This window comes from Streptomyces sp. NPDC093984 (assembly GCF_044764595.1).
Lineage (GTDB): Bacteria > Actinomycetota > Actinomycetes > Streptomycetales > Streptomycetaceae > Streptomyces > Streptomyces cynarae.
In genome coordinates this window covers 756,795-773,775 of sequence record NZ_JBIWIM010000003.1, presented here as the reverse complement: position 1 = coordinate 773,775, position 16,981 = coordinate 756,795, and the positions used below count along the sequence as shown (strand labels likewise).

Annotated in this window: 16 protein-coding genes; 12 read left to right on the top strand and 4 right to left on the bottom strand. The window is 71.2% G+C overall.

Annotation, left to right across the window (positions count from 1 at the left end):
• Positions 1-55: 55 nt before the first annotated feature.
• Together ACIRC0_RS15670 and ACIRC0_RS15665 are read left to right on the top strand one after the other, a co-directional pair.
• The gene (locus ACIRC0_RS15670; RefSeq protein WP_403616300.1) at positions 56-1,387 is read left to right on the top strand and encodes a GH1 family beta-glucosidase; all 1,332 of its coding nucleotides are present in this window, start codon (positions 56-58) and stop codon (positions 1,385-1,387) included.
• Positions 1,384-2,649 carry an MFS transporter gene (locus ACIRC0_RS15665; RefSeq protein ID WP_403616297.1) on the top strand — a complete coding sequence of 422 codons (1,266 nt, stop codon included), beginning with the start codon at positions 1,384-1,386 and terminating at the stop codon, positions 2,647-2,649. Before ACIRC0_RS15670 ends, ACIRC0_RS15665 begins: the two co-directional genes overlap by 4 nt.
• A gap of 34 nt (positions 2,650-2,683) precedes the next feature.
• Here the strand turns inward: ACIRC0_RS15665 and ACIRC0_RS15660 are convergent, their stop codons facing one another.
• Positions 2,684-3,493, bottom strand: a complete 810-nt coding sequence (locus ACIRC0_RS15660; RefSeq protein WP_403616295.1) for an SDR family oxidoreductase — start codon at positions 3,491-3,493, stop codon at positions 2,684-2,686.
• Positions 3,494-3,922: 429 nt separating this feature from the next.
• On the opposite strand from ACIRC0_RS15660, the gene leuA reads away from it, so the two are divergent.
• Together leuA and ACIRC0_RS15650 are read left to right on the top strand one after the other, a co-directional pair.
• Positions 3,923-5,644 carry a 2-isopropylmalate synthase gene (leuA, locus tag ACIRC0_RS15655; protein ID WP_403616292.1) on the top strand — a complete coding sequence of 574 codons (1,722 nt, stop codon included), beginning with the start codon at positions 3,923-3,925 and terminating at the stop codon, positions 5,642-5,644.
• Between the two features lie 184 nt (positions 5,645-5,828).
• Positions 5,829-6,536 carry a TerB family tellurite resistance protein gene (locus tag ACIRC0_RS15650; RefSeq protein WP_403616289.1) on the top strand — a complete coding sequence of 236 codons (708 nt, stop codon included), beginning with the start codon at positions 5,829-5,831 and terminating at the stop codon, positions 6,534-6,536.
• Positions 6,537-6,691: 155 nt separating this feature from the next.
• Here the strand turns inward: ACIRC0_RS15650 and ACIRC0_RS15645 are convergent, their stop codons facing one another.
• A complete protein-coding gene (locus ACIRC0_RS15645; RefSeq protein ID WP_403616287.1) occupies positions 6,692-7,627 on the bottom strand; it encodes a dihydrodipicolinate synthase family protein in 936 nt (311 codons plus the stop codon).
• A gap of 216 nt (positions 7,628-7,843) precedes the next feature.
• Between ACIRC0_RS15645 and ACIRC0_RS15640 the strand changes: the two genes are divergently transcribed.
• Positions 7,844-8,323: a protein phosphatase gene (locus ACIRC0_RS15640; RefSeq protein ID WP_403616285.1), complete on the top strand. Its 480-nt coding sequence runs from the start codon at positions 7,844-7,846 to the stop codon at positions 8,321-8,323.
• Here the strand turns inward: ACIRC0_RS15640 and ACIRC0_RS15635 are convergent.
• On the bottom strand, positions 8,304-8,837 hold the full coding sequence (locus ACIRC0_RS15635; RefSeq protein ID WP_403616282.1) for a GNAT family N-acetyltransferase: 534 nt from the start codon (positions 8,835-8,837) through the stop codon (positions 8,304-8,306). The genes ACIRC0_RS15640 and ACIRC0_RS15635 overlap by 20 nt on opposite strands.
• 263 nt (positions 8,838-9,100) lie before the next feature.
• Between ACIRC0_RS15635 and ACIRC0_RS15630 the strand changes: the two genes are divergently transcribed.
• From ACIRC0_RS15630 to ACIRC0_RS15605, 6 genes are all read left to right on the top strand, one after another.
• Entirely contained in the window at positions 9,101-9,904 is an 804-nt protein-coding gene (locus tag ACIRC0_RS15630; RefSeq protein ID WP_403616279.1) for an SCO2525 family SAM-dependent methyltransferase, read from the top strand.
• Positions 9,905-9,975: 71 nt separating this feature from the next.
• Positions 9,976-11,814 carry an SCO2524 family protein gene (locus ACIRC0_RS15625; protein WP_403616276.1) on the top strand — a complete coding sequence of 613 codons (1,839 nt, stop codon included), beginning with the start codon at positions 9,976-9,978 and terminating at the stop codon, positions 11,812-11,814.
• A 2-nt stretch (positions 11,815-11,816) separates the two neighbouring features.
• Complete coding sequence (locus ACIRC0_RS15620; protein WP_403616523.1) at positions 11,817-12,734, top strand: SCO2523 family variant P-loop protein; 918 nt, start codon at positions 11,817-11,819, stop codon at positions 12,732-12,734.
• Entirely contained in the window at positions 12,731-13,714 is a 984-nt protein-coding gene (locus ACIRC0_RS15615) for an SCO2522 family protein (RefSeq protein ID WP_403616273.1), read from the top strand. Before ACIRC0_RS15620 ends, ACIRC0_RS15615 begins: the two co-directional genes overlap by 4 nt.
• 1 nt (position 13,715) lies before the next feature.
• Positions 13,716-14,684, top strand: coding sequence for an SCO2521 family protein (locus tag ACIRC0_RS15610; protein ID WP_403616271.1), 969 nt, complete (start codon positions 13,716-13,718; stop codon positions 14,682-14,684).
• 41 nt (positions 14,685-14,725) lie between these two features.
• Positions 14,726-15,727 carry a DUF6879 family protein gene (locus tag ACIRC0_RS15605; protein WP_403616268.1) on the top strand — a complete coding sequence of 334 codons (1,002 nt, stop codon included), beginning with the start codon at positions 14,726-14,728 and terminating at the stop codon, positions 15,725-15,727.
• 15 nt (positions 15,728-15,742) lie between these two features.
• On the opposite strand, the gene ACIRC0_RS15600 is transcribed toward ACIRC0_RS15605, so the two are convergent.
• Positions 15,743-16,633 (bottom strand): helix-turn-helix domain-containing protein, encoded by an 891-nt coding sequence (locus ACIRC0_RS15600; protein ID WP_403616265.1) that lies wholly within the window; start codon positions 16,631-16,633, stop codon positions 15,743-15,745.
• A 132-nt stretch (positions 16,634-16,765) separates the two neighbouring features.
• Here ACIRC0_RS15600 and ACIRC0_RS15595 point away from each other — a divergent pair, with 132 nt between their 5' ends.
• Positions 16,766-16,981 carry a tautomerase family protein gene (locus ACIRC0_RS15595; protein WP_403616263.1) on the top strand — a complete coding sequence of 72 codons (216 nt, stop codon included), beginning with the start codon at positions 16,766-16,768 and terminating at the stop codon, positions 16,979-16,981.

Genomic DNA, 16,981 nt, shown 5'->3' with positions numbered 1-16,981 from the left:
GCTTGTTCACGCCTGCCCGTTGACTTCTGTTACCGGCGGTAAGGATGATCCGCGCATGGCGACAGACGAGCGCATGGCGACGGATCCGATACCTCAGTTCCCGCCGGGCTTCCTGTGGGGCGTGTCCACCTCGGCCCACCAGATCGAGGGGGCGGCCGACGAGCGCGAGCCCTCGGTGTGGGACGCCTTCACCGCCGAGCCCGGCCGGGTGAAGGACGGCTCGACCGCGGAGGTGGCCTGCGACCACTACCACCGCTACCGCGAGGACGTGGCGCTCCTGGCCGGCCTGGGCGTGGACGCGTACCGCTTCTCCGTCTCCTGGCCCCGGGTGAACACCCCCGGCGGCCTCGACTTCTACGACCGCCTGGTCGACGAGCTGTGCGCGGCGGGCGTACGCCCGGTCGTGACCCTCTTCCACTGGGACCTGCCGGTCACGCTGGACTGGCTCCAGCGGGACACGGCGTCGCGTTTCGCCGAGTACGTGTCGGTGGTGGCCGGCCGTCTCGGCGACCGCGTGCACAAGTGGATCACCCTCAACGAACCCGCCGAGCACACGCTGCTGGGCCACGCTCTGGGGGCGCACGCGCCCGGCAGGCAGCTGATGTTCGACGCCCTGCCGGTGGCCCACCACCAGCTGCTGGCCCACGGCCTGGCCGTACGGGCGCTGCGCGCGGCCGGGGCGAGCGACATCGGGATCGCCAACTCGCACGGCCCGACGTGGCCGGCGTCCCAGAAGCAGGAGGACGTGGAGGCGGCGGAGTTCTACGACATCCTGCTGAACCGGTTGTTCTCGGACCCGCTGCTGCTCGGCCGGTACCCGGAAGGCATCGGCGAGCTGATGCCGGGAAACCCCGAAGACGTCGACGCGGACCTGAAGGTGATCGCGGAGCCGGTCGACTGGTACGGGATCAACTACTACGCGCCGACGCGGGTGGGCGCCCCACAGGGCGCGGAGATCGAGTTCGGCGGCCTGACACTCCCCGCCGAACTGCCCTTCTCCGTCCGGGAGATCGAGGGCCACCCGGTCACCGACTTCGGCTGGCCGGTGGTCCCCGAGGCGCTCACCGAGCTGCTGACCGGCTTCCGCGCGCGCTACGGCGACCGGCTGCCGCCCGTGGTCATCACCGAGAACGGCTGCTCCTACGAGGGCGTCGACGACCAGGAGCGCATCGCCTACCTGGACGGGCACATCCGGGCCCTGCACCGGGCTCTGGCGGCGGGTGTCGACGTGCGCGGCTACTTCGTCTGGTCGCTGCTGGACAACTTCGAGTGGGCCGAGGGGTACGCGCGCCGGTTCGGGCTGGTGCACGTGGACCACAAGACGCTGGAGAGGACGCCGAAGGCGTCCTACGGCTGGTTCCGGGACCTTCTGCGGGCCCGAGGATGACGACGGCCGACCGGGCCCTGCCCGACGTCGACGCCCTCGCCGAACCCGTCCGACGGGTCGGCCGGGGCTGGACCGCCGCCCTGTCGCTGGCCAACGGGGCGATCTGGGTCGGCTGGTACGGCCCGCTGCAGATCCTGCTGGCCTCCCAGGCGAAGGACTTCGCGCCCGGCTCCGGGATGTCCAAGGAGACGATGCTGGCCTGGGTGACGGGCGCGGGCGCGGCGGTGTCGCTGGTGGCGAACCCGTTCTTCGGCGCCCTGTCGGACCGGACGACGGCGCGCCGGGGCCGCCGTACCCCGTGGATCGTGGCCGGTACCGCGGGCGGCGCGGTGTCGCTGCTGCTGCTCGCGGGCGCGGGCGGCCCCTGGACCATGGCGCTCGGCTGGTGCCTGGTGCAGCTGACCTTGAACGCGGCGTTCGCGGCGGTGACGGCGGCGGTACCGGACCGGGTGCCCCGGCCGCAGCGGGGTTCGGTGGGCGGCTGGCTGGGGGCGGCGCAGATCCTCGGCGTGGTCGGCGGGACGGGGCTGGCGACGGCGGCCGGGGGCACCGGGGCGGGCTACGCGGCGTGCGCGGTGTTCACGGTGGCGGGCGTCCTGCCGTACGTCCTCGCCCACCGGGATCTGCGGCTGCCGGTGGCGGCCCGCCCGCCCTGGTCCTGGCGGGGCTTCCTGGCCGGCTTCTGGCTGAGCCCGCGCCGCCACCCGGATCTGGGCTGGGCCTGGCTGACCCGCTTCCTGATCAACCTCAGCAACGCCCTGGTCCTGCTGTACCTGCTCTACTACCTGCGGGACCGCGTCCACTACCACGACCCTGACCAGGGCGTCCTGATCCTCACGGCGGTGAACGGGGTGACGCTGCTGGCGACGGTCGTGGTCGGCGGAGTCTGGTCGGACCGGGTGGGCCGCCGCAAGCCGTTCGTGATCTGGTCCGGGGTGCTGATGGCGGTGGCGACGGCCGCCCTGTCGGCCTGGCAGACCTGGCCGGGGGCGATCGTGGCGGCGGCGGTGCTGGGCGTGGGCTTCGGGGTGTTCACGTCGGTGGACTTCGCCCTGATGACGGATGTCCTGCCGAGGGCACTGGACCGGGGCAAGGACCTGGGGGTCATCAATGTCGCCAACGCCCTGCCCCAGGTCGCGGCCCCCGCGCTGGCGGCACCGATCGTCACCTACCTCGGGGGATACCGGGTCCTCTACCTGGTGGCGGCGCTGATCGGGATCGCGGGGGCGGGGCTGGTGGGGCGGATCCGCGGGGTGGACTGAGCCCGCCCTCTCGCTTCACGGCCGCCGTCCCGGGTCAGGGGCGCCGCCAGTCGTCACCGGCCATATGGGAGCCGGCCATCGGGCCCATGCGGAGCATGCCGCCGTCCACGCTCCAGGAGGCGCCGGTGACGTAGGAGGCGTCGGGGCCGGCGAGGAAGGCGATCACGGCCGCCACCTCGCGGGCGTCACCCGGCCGCCCGAGCGGAACCCCGGGCCGGCGCTCGGTGTGCATGTCCGTGTCCTCCTGCCCGGTCATGGGCGTGGCGATCTCGCCGGGCGCCACCGCGTTCACGGTGATGCCGTGCGCGGCCAGTTCCAGGGCCATGACCTGGGTGAGCAGGCCGAGACCGCCCTTGGCCGCGCAGTACGGGGCCGCACCCACCCGCGGCTGGTGTTCGTGCACGGAGGTCACGTTGACGATCCGGCCGCCGTCGCCCTGCCGGATCATCCTCCGCGCCGCGCGCTGACCGCACAGGAACGGGCCGAGCAGGTCGACGTCCAGGACCCGGCGCACATCGTCCAGGCCCAGGTCCAGGAAGGGGGTCATGGTGCCCGTACCGGCGTTGTTGACCAGGACGTCGATGCGGCCGAGTTCCTCGCACAGTGCGTCGACCCTGTCGGCGGCCTCGGGAAGCCGGGTGAGGTCCACCTGGGCCACGGCGGCCCGCCGCCCCTTGCCGCGGACCTCCTCGGCGGTCTGCTCGGCGCCCTTCTGGTCGCTGTGCCAGGTGATGCCGATGTCCATCCCCGCCTCGGCCAGGCGGACGGCGGTGGCGCGGCCGATACCGGAGTCGGATCCGGTGATCACGGCCACCTTGGACGCGGACGGGATGGGGGCGGACATACGGGCCTCCCGTGGGTGTGCGGTCCTGGACGAGGGGTCGACGACGGATCGCAGTACCCGGGGACGTACCGGGCAAACGGTGACTGGAGCGCGCCCGCGTCGGACCGCCCGGCAGCCCGCGACCAAGCGGCACCGACTCCTGCACGTCGCCGCGCGTGCCGGGGGTCCGCAGGACTGTCGCCGAGCGGGGACCGCACGGCAAATGTGACTTTAAGAACTCTTTGTCCGAAAGCTGCCCCTGGTCCCGCATACTGATACAGGCCTTCGCATCCGGCGCGCCTCGGCTAGCATGCGGAGCATCATGCGTTTCGGGCTGCTTCTCCTTAGCTGCCGCGGCGAGGGCCTGTAGTCGAGGCCGACTCCCTCCCCGCGGTGCTTGGCGTTGCGTCGTCGGCCGTCCTTCCGGACCCCTTGAGGAGCCCACGCATCATGGCGAACCGCCAGCAGCCCACCTCCATGCCGATCCACAAGTACCGGCCGTACGAGCAGGTCGACATCCCCGACCGCACCTGGCCCGACCAGCGGATCACCAGGGCCCCGCGCTGGCTCTCCACCGACCTGCGCGACGGCAACCAGGCCCTGATCGACCCCATGTCGCCGGTGCGCAAGCGCGCCATGTTCGACCTGCTGGTGAAGATGGGCTACAAGGAGATCGAGATCGGCTTCCCGGCCTCCGGCCAGACCGACTTCGACTTCGTGCGCTCCATCATCGAGGAGGAGGGCGCGATCCCGGAGGACGTGACGATCTCCGTCCTGACCCAGGCCCGCGAGGACCTGATCGAGCGGACCGTGGAGTCCCTGAAGGGCGCGCGGCGCGCCAACGTCCACCTGTACAACGCGACCGCCCCGGTCTTCCGCCGGGTCGTCTTCCGCGGTTCCAAGGACGAGATCAGGCAGATCGCCGTCGACGGCACCCGGCTGGTGATGGAGTACGCGGAGAAGCTGCTGGGCCCCGAGACCGAGTTCGGCTACCAGTACAGCCCCGAGATCTTCACCGACACCGAGCTGGACTTCGCCCTGGAGGTCTGCGAGTCGGTCATGGACGTCTGGCAGCCCGGCCCGGACCGCGAGATCATCCTCAACCTGCCCGCCACCGTGGAGCGTTCGACCCCGTCCACGCACGCGGACCGCTTCGAGTGGATGCACCGCAACCTCTCCCGCCGCGAGTTCGTCTGCCTGTCCGCCCACCCGCACAACGACCGCGGCACGGCCGTCGCCGCAGCCGAGCTGGCGGTGATGGCGGGCGCCGACCGCGTCGAGGGCTGCCTGTTCGGCCAGGGCGAGCGCACCGGCAACGTCGACCTGGTCACCCTGGGCATGAACCTCTTCTCCCAGGGCGTCGACCCGCAGATCGACTTCTCCCACATCGACGAGATCCGCCGTACCTGGGAGTACTGCAACCAGATGGAGGTCCACCCGCGCCACCCCTACATCGGGGACCTCGTCTACACGTCCTTCTCCGGCTCCCACCAGGACGCCATCAAGAAGGGCTTCGACGCCATGGAGGCGGACGCGAAGGCCAAGGGCGTCACGGTCGACGACATCGAGTGGGCGGTGCCCTACCTGCCGATCGACCCCAAGGACGTCGGCCGCTCCTACGAGGCCGTCATCCGCGTCAACTCGCAGTCCGGCAAGGGCGGTATCTCCTACGTCCTGAAGAACGACCACAAGCTGGACCTGCCGCGCAGGATGCAGATCGAGTTCTCGAAGATCATCCAGGCGAAGACGGACGCCGAGGGCGGCGAGATCACGCCGAAGGAGATCTGGGACGTCTTCCAGGACGAGTACCTGCCGAACCCGGACAACCCGTGGGGCCGCATCCAGGTGAGGACGGGTCAGACGACCACCGACAAGGACGGCGTCGACACCCTGACGGTCGAGGCCACCGTCGACGGCGAGGACACCGTCCTGACCGGCACCGGCAACGGCCCGATCTCCGCGTTCTTCGACGCCCTGCAGTCCATCGGCATCGACGTACGCCTGCTGGACTACCAGGAGCACACGATGAGTGAGGGCGCCTCCGCGCAGGCCGCCTCGTACATCGAATGCGCGATCGACGGAAAGGTCCTGTGGGGGATCGGCATCGACGCGAATACGACACGTGCCTCGCTGAAGGCGGTCGTCTCCGCGGTCAACCGAGCCGCCCGCTGACCCTCTGACCTCCACGTTCACGGCCCCGTCCGCCTTCTGAGGCGGACGGGGCCGTGTCGTGCACCGGCCATTTCGGCCGAAGATCACGAGGAGGTCTCGTCCGGGGTACTGACTCCGCCTCAACAATGTGGCTAACATCACGCCAGCAGCGGCGATGTTGCCGCGGCGAGGACGGAGGTGCGACGTGCTGCCAGGACGGGGACGCAACGGCCCAGAAGCCCGCAAGGGCCGCATTTCGCAGGTCCTCGGCGTTCGCACCGCGTGGACCACCGTCGGCGACGGCGAGTTCTTCTGCCCCGGCTGCGGGGGCGACCGCAACTACCAGCGCCTCACCGGACGCCGCCGCCTCACCCTCGCCGGCCTGCCCGTCGTGCCGCGCGGGGAGACGGGTCCGGTCGTGGAGTGCGCGGCCTGCGGCCACCACTACGGCACGGACGTCCTCGACCACCCGACCACCACCCGCTTCGCCGCGATGCTCCGCGACGCCGTCCACACCGTGGCCCTGGCGGTCCTCGCCGCGGGCGGCACCTGCTCCCGTACGTCCCTGGAGACGGCCGCCGCCGCCGTCCGCTCCGCCGGCTTCGACGACTGCACGGCGGACGGGCTCAGCGCCCTGGTCGACGCCGTGGCCGCCGACACCGGCCGGGTCTGCGGCGAACCGGGCGGCGGCGCGAGCCTGGCCATAGAGCTGCACGAGGCCCTGGACCCGCTCGCCCCGCACCTCGCCCCCACCGGCCGTGAGTCGATCCTCCTCCAGGGCGCCCGCATCGCCCTCGCCGACGGCCCCTACACCCCCGCGGAACGCGACGTCCTGGCCACGGTGGGCGCGGCCCTGACGATCTGCTCGCAGGACGTGACCCGCCTGCTCGCGGCGGCCCGCACGGTGTCCTAGCCGTCACGACGGGGCACCGGTCACCCGGCCCCGTGACGGCCCGACGGCGGGGGGAGGGGGAATCGGTGGCGGAGACGCTGGGGAGCAGGGGACGGGCAACGGTCACCGAGGCGATCCGGGTCCGGCGCATCCCTCTCGCCGACCCGGAGTGACCGTCACAGCAGCCCGGCCGCCGCGAGACACTTCCCCACCCCCTCCCGCTCCTCCTGCGTGAGCGGCACCTGCGGCTCCGCCGTCGCCGGACACGCGATCACCCCGCGCAGATGCAACGCCGCCTTGAACGCCCCCAGCGCCGACGAACTCCCGCCCATCCGGGCCGGGTCCCCGACGCCGACCATGCCGTACAGCGCGCACAGCCGCTCCTGTTCCGCCCGCGCCGCCTCCCAGTCACCCGCGCGGCACAGCCGGTCCAGGCGGACATAGCCCTCCGGGTCCACGTTGGCCAGCCCGGGTACCGCCCCGTCCGCGCCGAGCGCCAGTGCCGAGTCCACGACCAGCTCCGAACCCGTCAGCGCGCTGAACCCGGTGAGCGCGGGACGCGACCGCACCCCCGTCACGACCGCACGCAGACCGGCCAGGTCGCCGCTGGAGTCCTTCAGCCCGGCCAGTGTCCCGTCCCCCGCCAGCTCCAGCACCAGCTCCGGGCCCAGCTTCACGTGCACGGAGACGGGGATGTCGTAGGCGACGACCGGCACGGGGGAGCGGTGGGCGACCAGCCGGTAGTGCCGGGCGATCTCCGCGGGGTGCGTCCGCGTGTAGAACGGCGCCGTCACGACGACCGCGTCCGCCCCCGCCCGTGTCACATACGCCACGTGGTCCAGCACCCGGGGTGTCGTCATGTCGATGGCCCCGGCCAGTACCGGCACCTGCCCCGCGACATGGGCCACCACCGACTCGACCACGACAGCGCGCTGACGGTCCGTGAGGTGGGCGGCCTCGGCGGACGACCCGAGCACGAACAGGGCGTCCACCCCGCCGTTCAGCAGATGGTCCACCAGCCGCAGCAGCGAGGGCACATCCACCTCGCGGTCCGGTGTCAAAGGGGTGCAGACGGGCGGGACTACTCCGGTCAGCGGGGCGGGGAAGGGCATCAGGGCTCCCGGACGTGTTCCTTTTCCCGGCGCTGCGCCGGCCATGGCGGTGGCCGTGGAGAGCCGGGACGGCCGACCTGTTCGGCTCGGGGGCGGCTTGCCCCCTCCCCAGGATGGTGGCAGCGAGAGCGGTGGCCGAGGGCCGCCGACGCGCCCGTCCGTCCGCCGCCCGCGAAACGGCCCGCCCGCGCGGGCCCGCCGGCCGACACTGGACCGATGAGCGATCCCCGACCGGACAACGGCACCGGCACGGCCGACGGCGAAGGCTGGGACCCCGAGGCGCCCGGCGTCCTGCGGCTGCCGTCCGGGCGGCTGGTGCGCGGGCGGGGCCTTCGGCGGCCCGTGCCGGACGGGCCCGCACCCACCTACGGGCTGTATCTGCTCGGCAAGCGGCCCCCGGACGTGCCCTGGGCCTCCGACTGGCTGCGGTGGCCCGACTTCTGGCTGCCCAGCAGCCGTGGCGAGGCCCGGCGGCTGCTGACCGAGGCATGGGAGCGGGCCGCATGCGGGCGCGTCGAGGTCGCCTGCGGCGGCGGACGCGGCCGTACCGGCACCGCGCTCGCCTGCCTCGCCGTACTGGACGGCGTACCGCCGGAGCGGGCCGTCGCCCATGTGCGCGCCCACTACGACCGGCACGCCGTGGAAACGCCCTGGCAGCGGCGGTACGTACGGCGCTTCACAGTCCCAGCGTCATGATGAGCCGGTCCTCTCCGGCCCCGAAGTAGTCCTTGCGCACCCCCTCGTCGGACGAGAAGCCCAGCGACCGGTAGAGCATGATCGCGGCCGCGTTCGCCGGCTCCACCGTCAGCCGCACCTCGCGCACCTCTTCGGCCCGCAGCCGGCGCAGCACCTCCAGCATCAGCCGCCGGCCGAGCCCACGCCCCCGCTGGTCCCGGGTCACACCGAGGCTGACGATCCAGCTCCGGTAGCGGTCCGGCGTGGTGACGTACAGGACGTACCCGTGCAGGCTCTGCCCGTCGTCCAGCACCAGCAGGCAGTCCCCGTGCAGGTCGAACAGCTGGCGCAGCACGAAGTAGGGATACGGCTCGTCGGGGAACGCCTCCCTGTCCACCCGCACCAGCTGGGGCAGGTCGTCCTCCGTGACCCCCCGCATCGTCAGGGGGCGGTCGACGAACGCCCGATCGTGGAACAGAGCCGGTCCGGTGGGCCCGCCAGGCGAAGGGAAACGTTCCTCTGGAAACACAGTCATGCCGCCCCCCTGCGGAATGGAGTCAAGCGCGAGTGACCGTCCGTACGGGTGGTACGAGTGGGACGCGCGCTGTCTGCCGTTCGGGTGTGTTCGACAGATTTCCGACCATCTTGAGCGGGACGATCCAGCCCGTTCAAGGCAGGATCAGGTCCAATAAGTCATTCGCCCCGATGCGCCCCCGGTGCGCCCCAAGTGGCGTAACTGCGTCGCCCGGTTGGCCCAAGGGGGATCCCGCCCGGTCTTCCGATTGGTACGCTCGACCAATGACCTTCAGATCGCCGGGGGATGTACAGCTGAATGCGGACGTATCATGGGCCGCATTCGACCCCATTGCCTACGTCGACCACAATTACCGCGGCCTGCAGGCGGAGGACGCGGAGATCCTTCAGATCGTGGGCGATCATTTCGGCGATCATTTCCAGGGACGTGACACCGACGGCGTTTCGGGCATCGACGTCGGGGCCGGCGCGAACCTCTACCCGGCGCTCGCCATGCTCCCCTGGTGCGAGGAGATCACCCTCTACGAGCGCTCGCCGTCGAACGTCCGCTACCTCGAGAGCCAGGTCGCCTCCTACGACGGGAACTGGGACCAGTTCTGGGACCTCCTGCGCAAGAACGAGGCATACGGCGCACTGGAGTTGGACCCGCGCGCCAGGTTCGGCGACGTGGTCCGGGTCCAGTCGGGCAACCTCTTCGACCTGGTGCGGCACCAGGGCCGCTGGTCGATGGGGACCATGTTCTTCGTCGCGGAGTCGATGACCACCTCGCACGCGGAGTTCGCCCGCGCCGTCGAGTGCTTCCTGCGCGCCCTCGCCCCCGGCGCGCCCTTCGCCGCCGCGTTCATGGAACATTCGTCCGGGTATCACGCGGGCAAGCATTTCTTCCCGGCGTGCGACGTGGGAGAGTTGGAGGTGTACGAGAGTCTCGTGCCTTTCGCGGGCGAGTTCAAGACCATGCGTCTCAAGGCTTCGGCCGCCGTGCGTGAAGGCTATTCGGGAATGATCGTCGCCTACGGCTGGAGGAATTCGGAGTCCGACATTCCGGAGTCCGATATTCCGGCCGTTTGAGGACGCATCGTCACAATAGAAGACGGCACGTCCTCCAATGATGGCAGCGCGGCCTGTGTGAGGGGCATGGGATGCAGATCAAGCCACGCCAGCATCTGCTGGACATCTGGCAGGCGATCGCCCGCCACTCGTTCGACGGCGGGGAGTGGACCTGGGGCAAACGGGGTGGGGAAAGCAGCGTCGCCGATGCCGAGCGCCTGCTCTGCATCCTGTACCCGGCCACGGAGATCCCCGCCTTCCGCCTGGATGACCCGGACACCACACAGGACGACGTCCAGAGGGTGATGAAGAAGGCGGGCGGGCGCCTGGAGATCCCCGCGAACCTCGTCACGGCCACCGCCGAGTTCATGCGCAGGCACGCCGACGAGAAGAGACCCACGTTCGCGGGCGGCCACTACTTCGTGTCCGGGGACAAGGACCGGGACCTCACCCAGGAACAGCGCGACCTCGGAGTCGTCGACTCGTACTCCATGTCGATCACCCTGTGCCTGGCCACCCTCGGCTTCCTCAAGATCTACGAGTCCAAGACCCGGCGCGGCGACATCCTGGAGACCATCCAGGAAGTGCGCGCCGCCACCAGCAACCGCCTCACGGCGGCCATGGTGAGCCTGCTGCGCTCCTTCACCATCAACGTCTTCGACATCGACTCCTCCCAGGGGCGCACCCTGTGCGAACTCCTCGGCCAGGGACGGCTGTCGCAGCGGCACGTGCTGCGCAGGTTCCAGGACCGCTTCGAGGCCCTGCGCGCCGCCATCGTCGAGAGCTTCGTCCTCGGTGTCGACGTCGAGGAAGGCCTCAAGGACCCGAACCAGCTCTTCGAATGCGGCTGGGGCTGGAGCATCGTCAGGGACGCGCCCGAGGTCGAGACCGCCGAACCCATCGGGCCGCAGCCCCAGGGCGTCGCCAACCCGGTGCCGTACCTCTACTTCACCGTCGTCGCCCTCGACGGTATCCAGGACCTGTTCTCCGACCGCACGCTCACCCTCGGCCTGCTCAACCCCGAACAGCAGCGGCTCGCCGAGGCGTTACGACTGCGCTGGGAGATCACCCAGCAGTTCTGGTCCGGCATCGCGCGCTTCGGCGGCGACCGCTGGCCCCTGGAGGACATCCCCTGGCGCACCACCGGCCAGAAACTCGAATCCGAGTACTTCTCCCTCTCCGTCGCCGCCATCCTCGTCCACGACCTGATGCGGCGCCGCGCCACCGACGATGACCTGACCCGCACCGTCAGCGTCATGGAACGCCTCGCCGAGCGCGGGCGCATCACCAGCCGCATGACCCAGGACGACCCCATGGTCCGGCTGCACCACCCCGGCGTCACCCTGCCGCTGCAGGGCAGCGAGAGCGTCGGACCGCCCATGCAGTGGATCATGAGCGACTTCTCCGCGCAGCTGCTCAAGCGGACCATCCAGCTGTGCACGCTGTCCCGCAACCTCGGCTCCCACGACCGGCTGCTCCGGCTCGCCGAGGACATCTTCGACCACCTGTGGCGGCGCCGGATCGGCGACGGCGAGGGCACCGGCCTGTGGGACAACGTCCACGCCGCCTACCCCGAGACCCCGGCATACGAGGGGCAAGTGTCCTGGAGCATCACCGAGCGCGTCACCGAGGTGATGGTCCAGGTCCACCAGATGTACAAGCAGCCGCCGATCCGCAGCGCCGAACTCACCGACCTGGCGCGGGCGCTGCTGAGCGAGTCCACCCACCTCCTCGGCAACGAACAGATGGAGCCCGCCCCGGCCTCCGAGGGCAACCGAGGCATGGAACTCAGGAGCATCGAGGTCAAGTTGCGCCGCGCCCGCAAGCTGGTGGACGAACAACCCGGCACCGCCTGCTCGTTGACCCTCGACGTCCTCGGACAGCTCGACGCCCTCGCCCGGGCCCGCGAAGCCGCGGCCCAGGGGGTGTGACCGTGCTCGTCTTCGCGGCCTCCGACAAGGGAGGCACGGGCCGCTCCGTCACCAGCGCCAACCTCGCCTACCACCGGGCGCTGGCCGGTGACGACGTCTGCTACCTGGACTTCGACTTCGGCTCGCCCACCGCGGCGGCCGTCTTCGACGTACCCGACGCCCGCCGGGCCGCCGAGGACCGCGGCCTGCACTCCTACCTGACCGGCGAGGTCGGCGAACCGGCCCGCATCGACGTCTGGGCCGACACCGAACACCCGGTGCTGCGCAACCGGCCCCCCGGCTCCGGCAGCCTGGTGCTGATGCCCGGCGACGTCAGCGGCGGCGAGTTCGCCACCACCGACGAGACCCTGCGCCGCTGCGTCGACCTCCTGCTGCGGCTCAACGGCGAGTTCGACATCATCGTCGTCGACCTCAGCGCCGGCCGCAGCTACGCCGTCGACATGGCCCTGGAGGCCACCTCCCAGCGCGAGCTGCGCGGTGTCCTGGCGCGCTGGCTGGTCTTCCACCGCTGGACCCGGCAGCACGTGGGCGCCGCGGCGAGCCTGGTCTACGGCAAGCGCGGCATCGTCGCCGGCGGGGTGGCCCGCGGCCACGACGAGGAGGCGCTGCGGAACGTCATCCGGTTCGTCCGGGCCGCCGTACCCGACCCCGAGTCGGCACTGTGGTCGCAGGTGTCGGCGACCCAGTCGGCGTGGATGCGCGCCTGCGACCGCGACCTGAAGCAGATGTCCTCCGCCCTCGGCATCGGATACACCCAGGTGCTCGGCTCGGTGCCGCTGGAGCCCGTCCTGCAGTGGCGCGAGCAGCTCATCACCGACGAGGACGTCCTCGACAGCCAGATCGCCAACCGGGAGACGTGGGAGGCACTGAGCGAACTGGCGAACCGGCTGACCGACGACAAGTACTGGGAGCAGCCGTGACGGAAGCCGTGTTCCGCGAGACCACCGCAGAGCCCCGCACCCAGTCCGTACCGCTCGCCCACCTCTCCCTCGAACTCGGCCACCTCTACATGGAGGACTTCGAGGCCGGGCCCGAGCGGCTGCGCGAGCACTTCGCCGAGGTGCGCGTCTGGGTGGACGCCGCCCGGGCCGCCGCCGCCCGCCGCACCGGCGGCAAGCGGCCCCGCATCAGCACCTGCTTCCTCATCGACGACTACTTCACCCGCTTCTCAACCCCCGCCGAACTCGTCCCCGTGGTGCTTCAGGAGGCCGAGCGGGCCGGCCTGGCCATCGACTACCTGGCCCGCGAGTCGGGCTGCGCCGTCGCCGACAAGATCGAGCTCGCCGAGGCCGTGATGCACCGCCTCGTCGAGTCACCGCCCCCGGGCAGCTACGGCTCCCGCCCGCCCGTCAGCCAGACCGGCTGGCTCGCCAACGGGCAGCGCAGCCCAGGCTCACGCAGCGCCATGGGGGAGATCACCGGCTGGCAGCCGCCCCAGGAGACCGCCGCCCGGAACCACTCCGTGTTCATGGACGTCGAGCTGTGGTCCGAGAAGGACGGACAGCGGCTGTGGTCCTGCCCCTTCCTCGCCGCCGTCTGGCAGCTCGCCCGCCTCGGCCTGCTGCGCCACCTCGGCGAACCCGTCCTCGTACCGCGCCCCTGGAACGGCCGCGACTTCCCCCACGAGTGGGACCGGCTGCCGCCGCTGATCCAGCTCAACCCGACGGCGGCGCCGTTCAGCGCGTACCGCACCTGCACCCTGATGCCCAACCGCTTCCTCGCCGTCGAGGACGCCGTACGGCTCATCCTCGACCAGATAGACGTCGACTCGGGCGCCCTCATCCAGGTCGCCGAGCGCTCCGCCCGCGAGGGCGCGGCGGTGCCGGACGCGGTCGCGCAGCGCGCCACGTACGTCTTCTACGAGGAGCCCGCCGGCGCCTTCACCGCCGAGGGGAGCTGAGATGCCGGCCGTGGGACAGTCGGCGCGTCCGGTGCTCGCCTGCGGCGAGGTGCGGACCTGTCTGCTGCCGTCCTTCCACGCACTGGACGGCCGGGCCGCCGCCCAGCTGCTGAGGCTGCGCGCCGACGAGCACGTCCGGGTCTCCGAGCGGCCCAACCTGTACGCGCTGTCCCCGGACGTCCTCACCGGCGTGGACTGCCGGCTGCCCACCTCAAACGGCGCCAAGGTACGCGCCGTCGGCACGGTGGCCGCCCGCGCCGCGCTCACCGAGGGCCGTGTCCTGCAGGCCACCGCCTACTTCAGCGCCCCGTCCGCCGGCCCCGACACGCGCCGCCCCTGGGGCCACTACCTCGTCAGGCCCGGCCTGGTCGAACCCTTCGGGAAGCTCCCCGAACAAGCCGCCGCCGAAGGCGTCCTGCGCGGTGGCGCGCGCGGCGAACTCGACCTCGGAATGATCGCCGAGGGCCTGCTCGCCCAACTGCTGCGCCACCCGCTGCTCGACCACAAGGCACCCTTCAAGTCCCGGCGCACCCATCTGCGCTGGGTCGCGCGGCGCGCCCCCGAGGGCGAGGGGCCGTCGCTTCAGCGCTTCACCCTCGCCGAGCACGGGCTGCGCACCGTGGAACTGAGGCTTCCGGAGGACGTCCCGGCCGCCGCGGCGGCCGGCCTGTGCGAGGACCTCGCCCTGCACGACTGGCTGCTGACGACCGTCGTGCACATGCTGGACAGCAGCCGGCTCGGCGCGGCGGACGGCCCCTCGGCCGTCCTCGCGCTGCGCCCGGCCGTCGATCACCTGCTGCATCTGTGGATGCCGCGCGCACACGTGGACCGCACCCTGGGTCATCTGTGGGACGTGCTGGAACGGGAGCCGGGGTTCACCCGTCAGTGGCAGACCCTGGTCCAGCGCATCCGCGACCAACTGGCCGTCCAGGCCATTCCGTTGCTGCACGAGGCGCTGAGCACGCGCTGAAGGGCGGCACGAACCGACGATTGTGACGGGGGGAGACCGACATGACCGGAGCGTCAGGAGCGTCATCAGGGGAAGCACGCAGGACGTCGAGGAGCGAGGAGGGGCAGCGCTCACCGAACCTGTTACGGAAGACACTGGTCACGGCGGTGGTGGCCGGTGCCACCTACTTCCTGACCAACGTCCTGAACCAGGACAAGAACGGGGTGTGGCAGCTGACCGTGTCCGTCGTCCTCGGTGGCGCGGCACTGATCATCCAGTACCTCGTGGACTTCGAGCAGCGGCTGAACTCGATGGAGCAGGGCCTGGACAAGTACCACCTGGAGATGCGCAGGGAGGTCGAGGGGGCCTTCGTCCGGATCAGTGAGGCCACCGAGCTGTTCAGCGAGGTGGACCGCTCGGTGCTGCGGTCCGACGGCGTGGCGCGGCTGGCCCGCGCCTACACGCATGTGGGCCGCCAGGAGTCGCAGCTGGTGAAGGACTTCGCCCAGGACCGGATCGCCCAGCTCGCGTCCACGATGGAGAGCCTCAGCCGGGGCAGCACCGACTGCCCGGGCGAGGAGCACGACTGGCTGATCGCCCTCACCGCGTGCTGCGCCCGCACCCTCGAGGCCACCAGCACCCCGGTGGACCGCGACTTCTGGACCAGCGAGCCCGCCAACCGCTATCTGAAGGCACAGGAAGAGGCCGTGAAGCGGGGAGTGCGGGTGCGGCGGCTGTTCCTCGTGAAGAATCCGCTCGAACGCACCGAGGAACTGGAGGACCTCTGCCGCAGCCAGCGGGACCTCGGCATCGACGCACGCATCGCGGTCCGCTCGGAACTGCCGCAGCGGGCCCGTCTGACGCTGACGAACGACTTCATCGTCTTCGACGGGCAGCTCTGCTACGAGATAGAGCCGGACGTGGACGTCGTACCGGCCAAGACGCTCCTGAAGATGACACCCGAGCACGTCCAGGAGCGCATGAAGCGGTTCAACGTCCTGTGGGAGGCGACCGAGCCCACCGGGCCGGACCCCCTGCCCGCACCGACCGCCGCGTCCGGCTGAGCGGTAGGCCGCACGTCACACGCCGCGGCGTCCACCACCGGGCGGCGCCGCTCCGCCGGCCCGCTCCGGGGACAGGTCCTGGGTGCCGATCACCGAGAGCAGTTCCAGTTGGGCGGCGCCCTCGGTTCCGGGCGGCGCGGAGAACCACAGCAGGCGCTGGCGGCCGTCCTCGCTGAACAGGCTGTGGCAGTCCAGTTCGATGACGCCGAGGGCGGGGTGGACGATCCGCTTGTGGTCGGTGCGGCGCAACGCGACGTCGTGGGTGTCCCAGAGGCCGGAGAACTCCGGACTGCGCCGGCGCAGCGTGGCCACCAGCCGGGTCACCTCGGTGTCGCCGGCGCGCCGGGCGGCGACCGCCTGGAGGTCGGCGACGAAGACGCGGGAGTGGTGCGGGTGGTCCTCGGCGGGGTAGATCCCGCGGGCTTCCGGATCGGTGAACCAGCGGTACACGAAACTCGCCTCCGGGCCGCGCACCGCCGGGGCAGGGCCGAGGAGCGCGACGGCCAGGGGATTCTGTACGAGAGTCTCGTGCACGTCCGTGATGACCTGGGCGGGAGTCGTGGTGAGCCGGTCCAGCAGGCCGAGCAGGCCGGGCTGGACATGCGCGGTCGGGCCCTGCGCCGCCGGCGGGACCGGGCGGTCCGCGAGGTGGAACAGATGGTCGCGCTCGTCGCCGTTCAGCCGTAGCGCCCGGGCGAGGGCCGCCAGCACCTGGGCCGAGGGCTGCGCGCCGCGTCCGCGTTCCAGCTCCGTGTAGTAGTCGGCGGACAGCCCCGCCAGCTGGGCGACCTCCTCGCGCCGAAGCCCGGGCACCCGGCGCCGGGGGCCGTGCGGCAGGCCGACGTCGGAGGGGCGGATCCGGTCGCGCCGGGACTTCAGGAAAGCGGCGAGTGCGGAGTGGTTCACGCGTTTCATGGTCCCTCACCGCGAAGGGCCGAGCCAGGGGACGGCAACCCCAGGGTGAGCAGAGCCGTGGCACGGGTCGCAGGCCCGGTCCAGGCTGGAGACACGTCAATATCAGAAAGAAAGAGAGCCGTCGTGCCGTTCGCCAATTTCAAGGTCATCGCCGGAACCCTCGACGAGAAGCAGAAGGAGAAGATCGTCACCCGCACCACCGAGCTGTACGTCGAGATCTACGGTGAGCGCGCCCGCGCCAACACCATGGTCCTGGTCGAGGAGGTCCCGGACGGGGGCTGGGGCATCGGCGGGAACGTGCTGACGCTCGCGATGCTCGAGGAGTCTCCCGGGGACTGA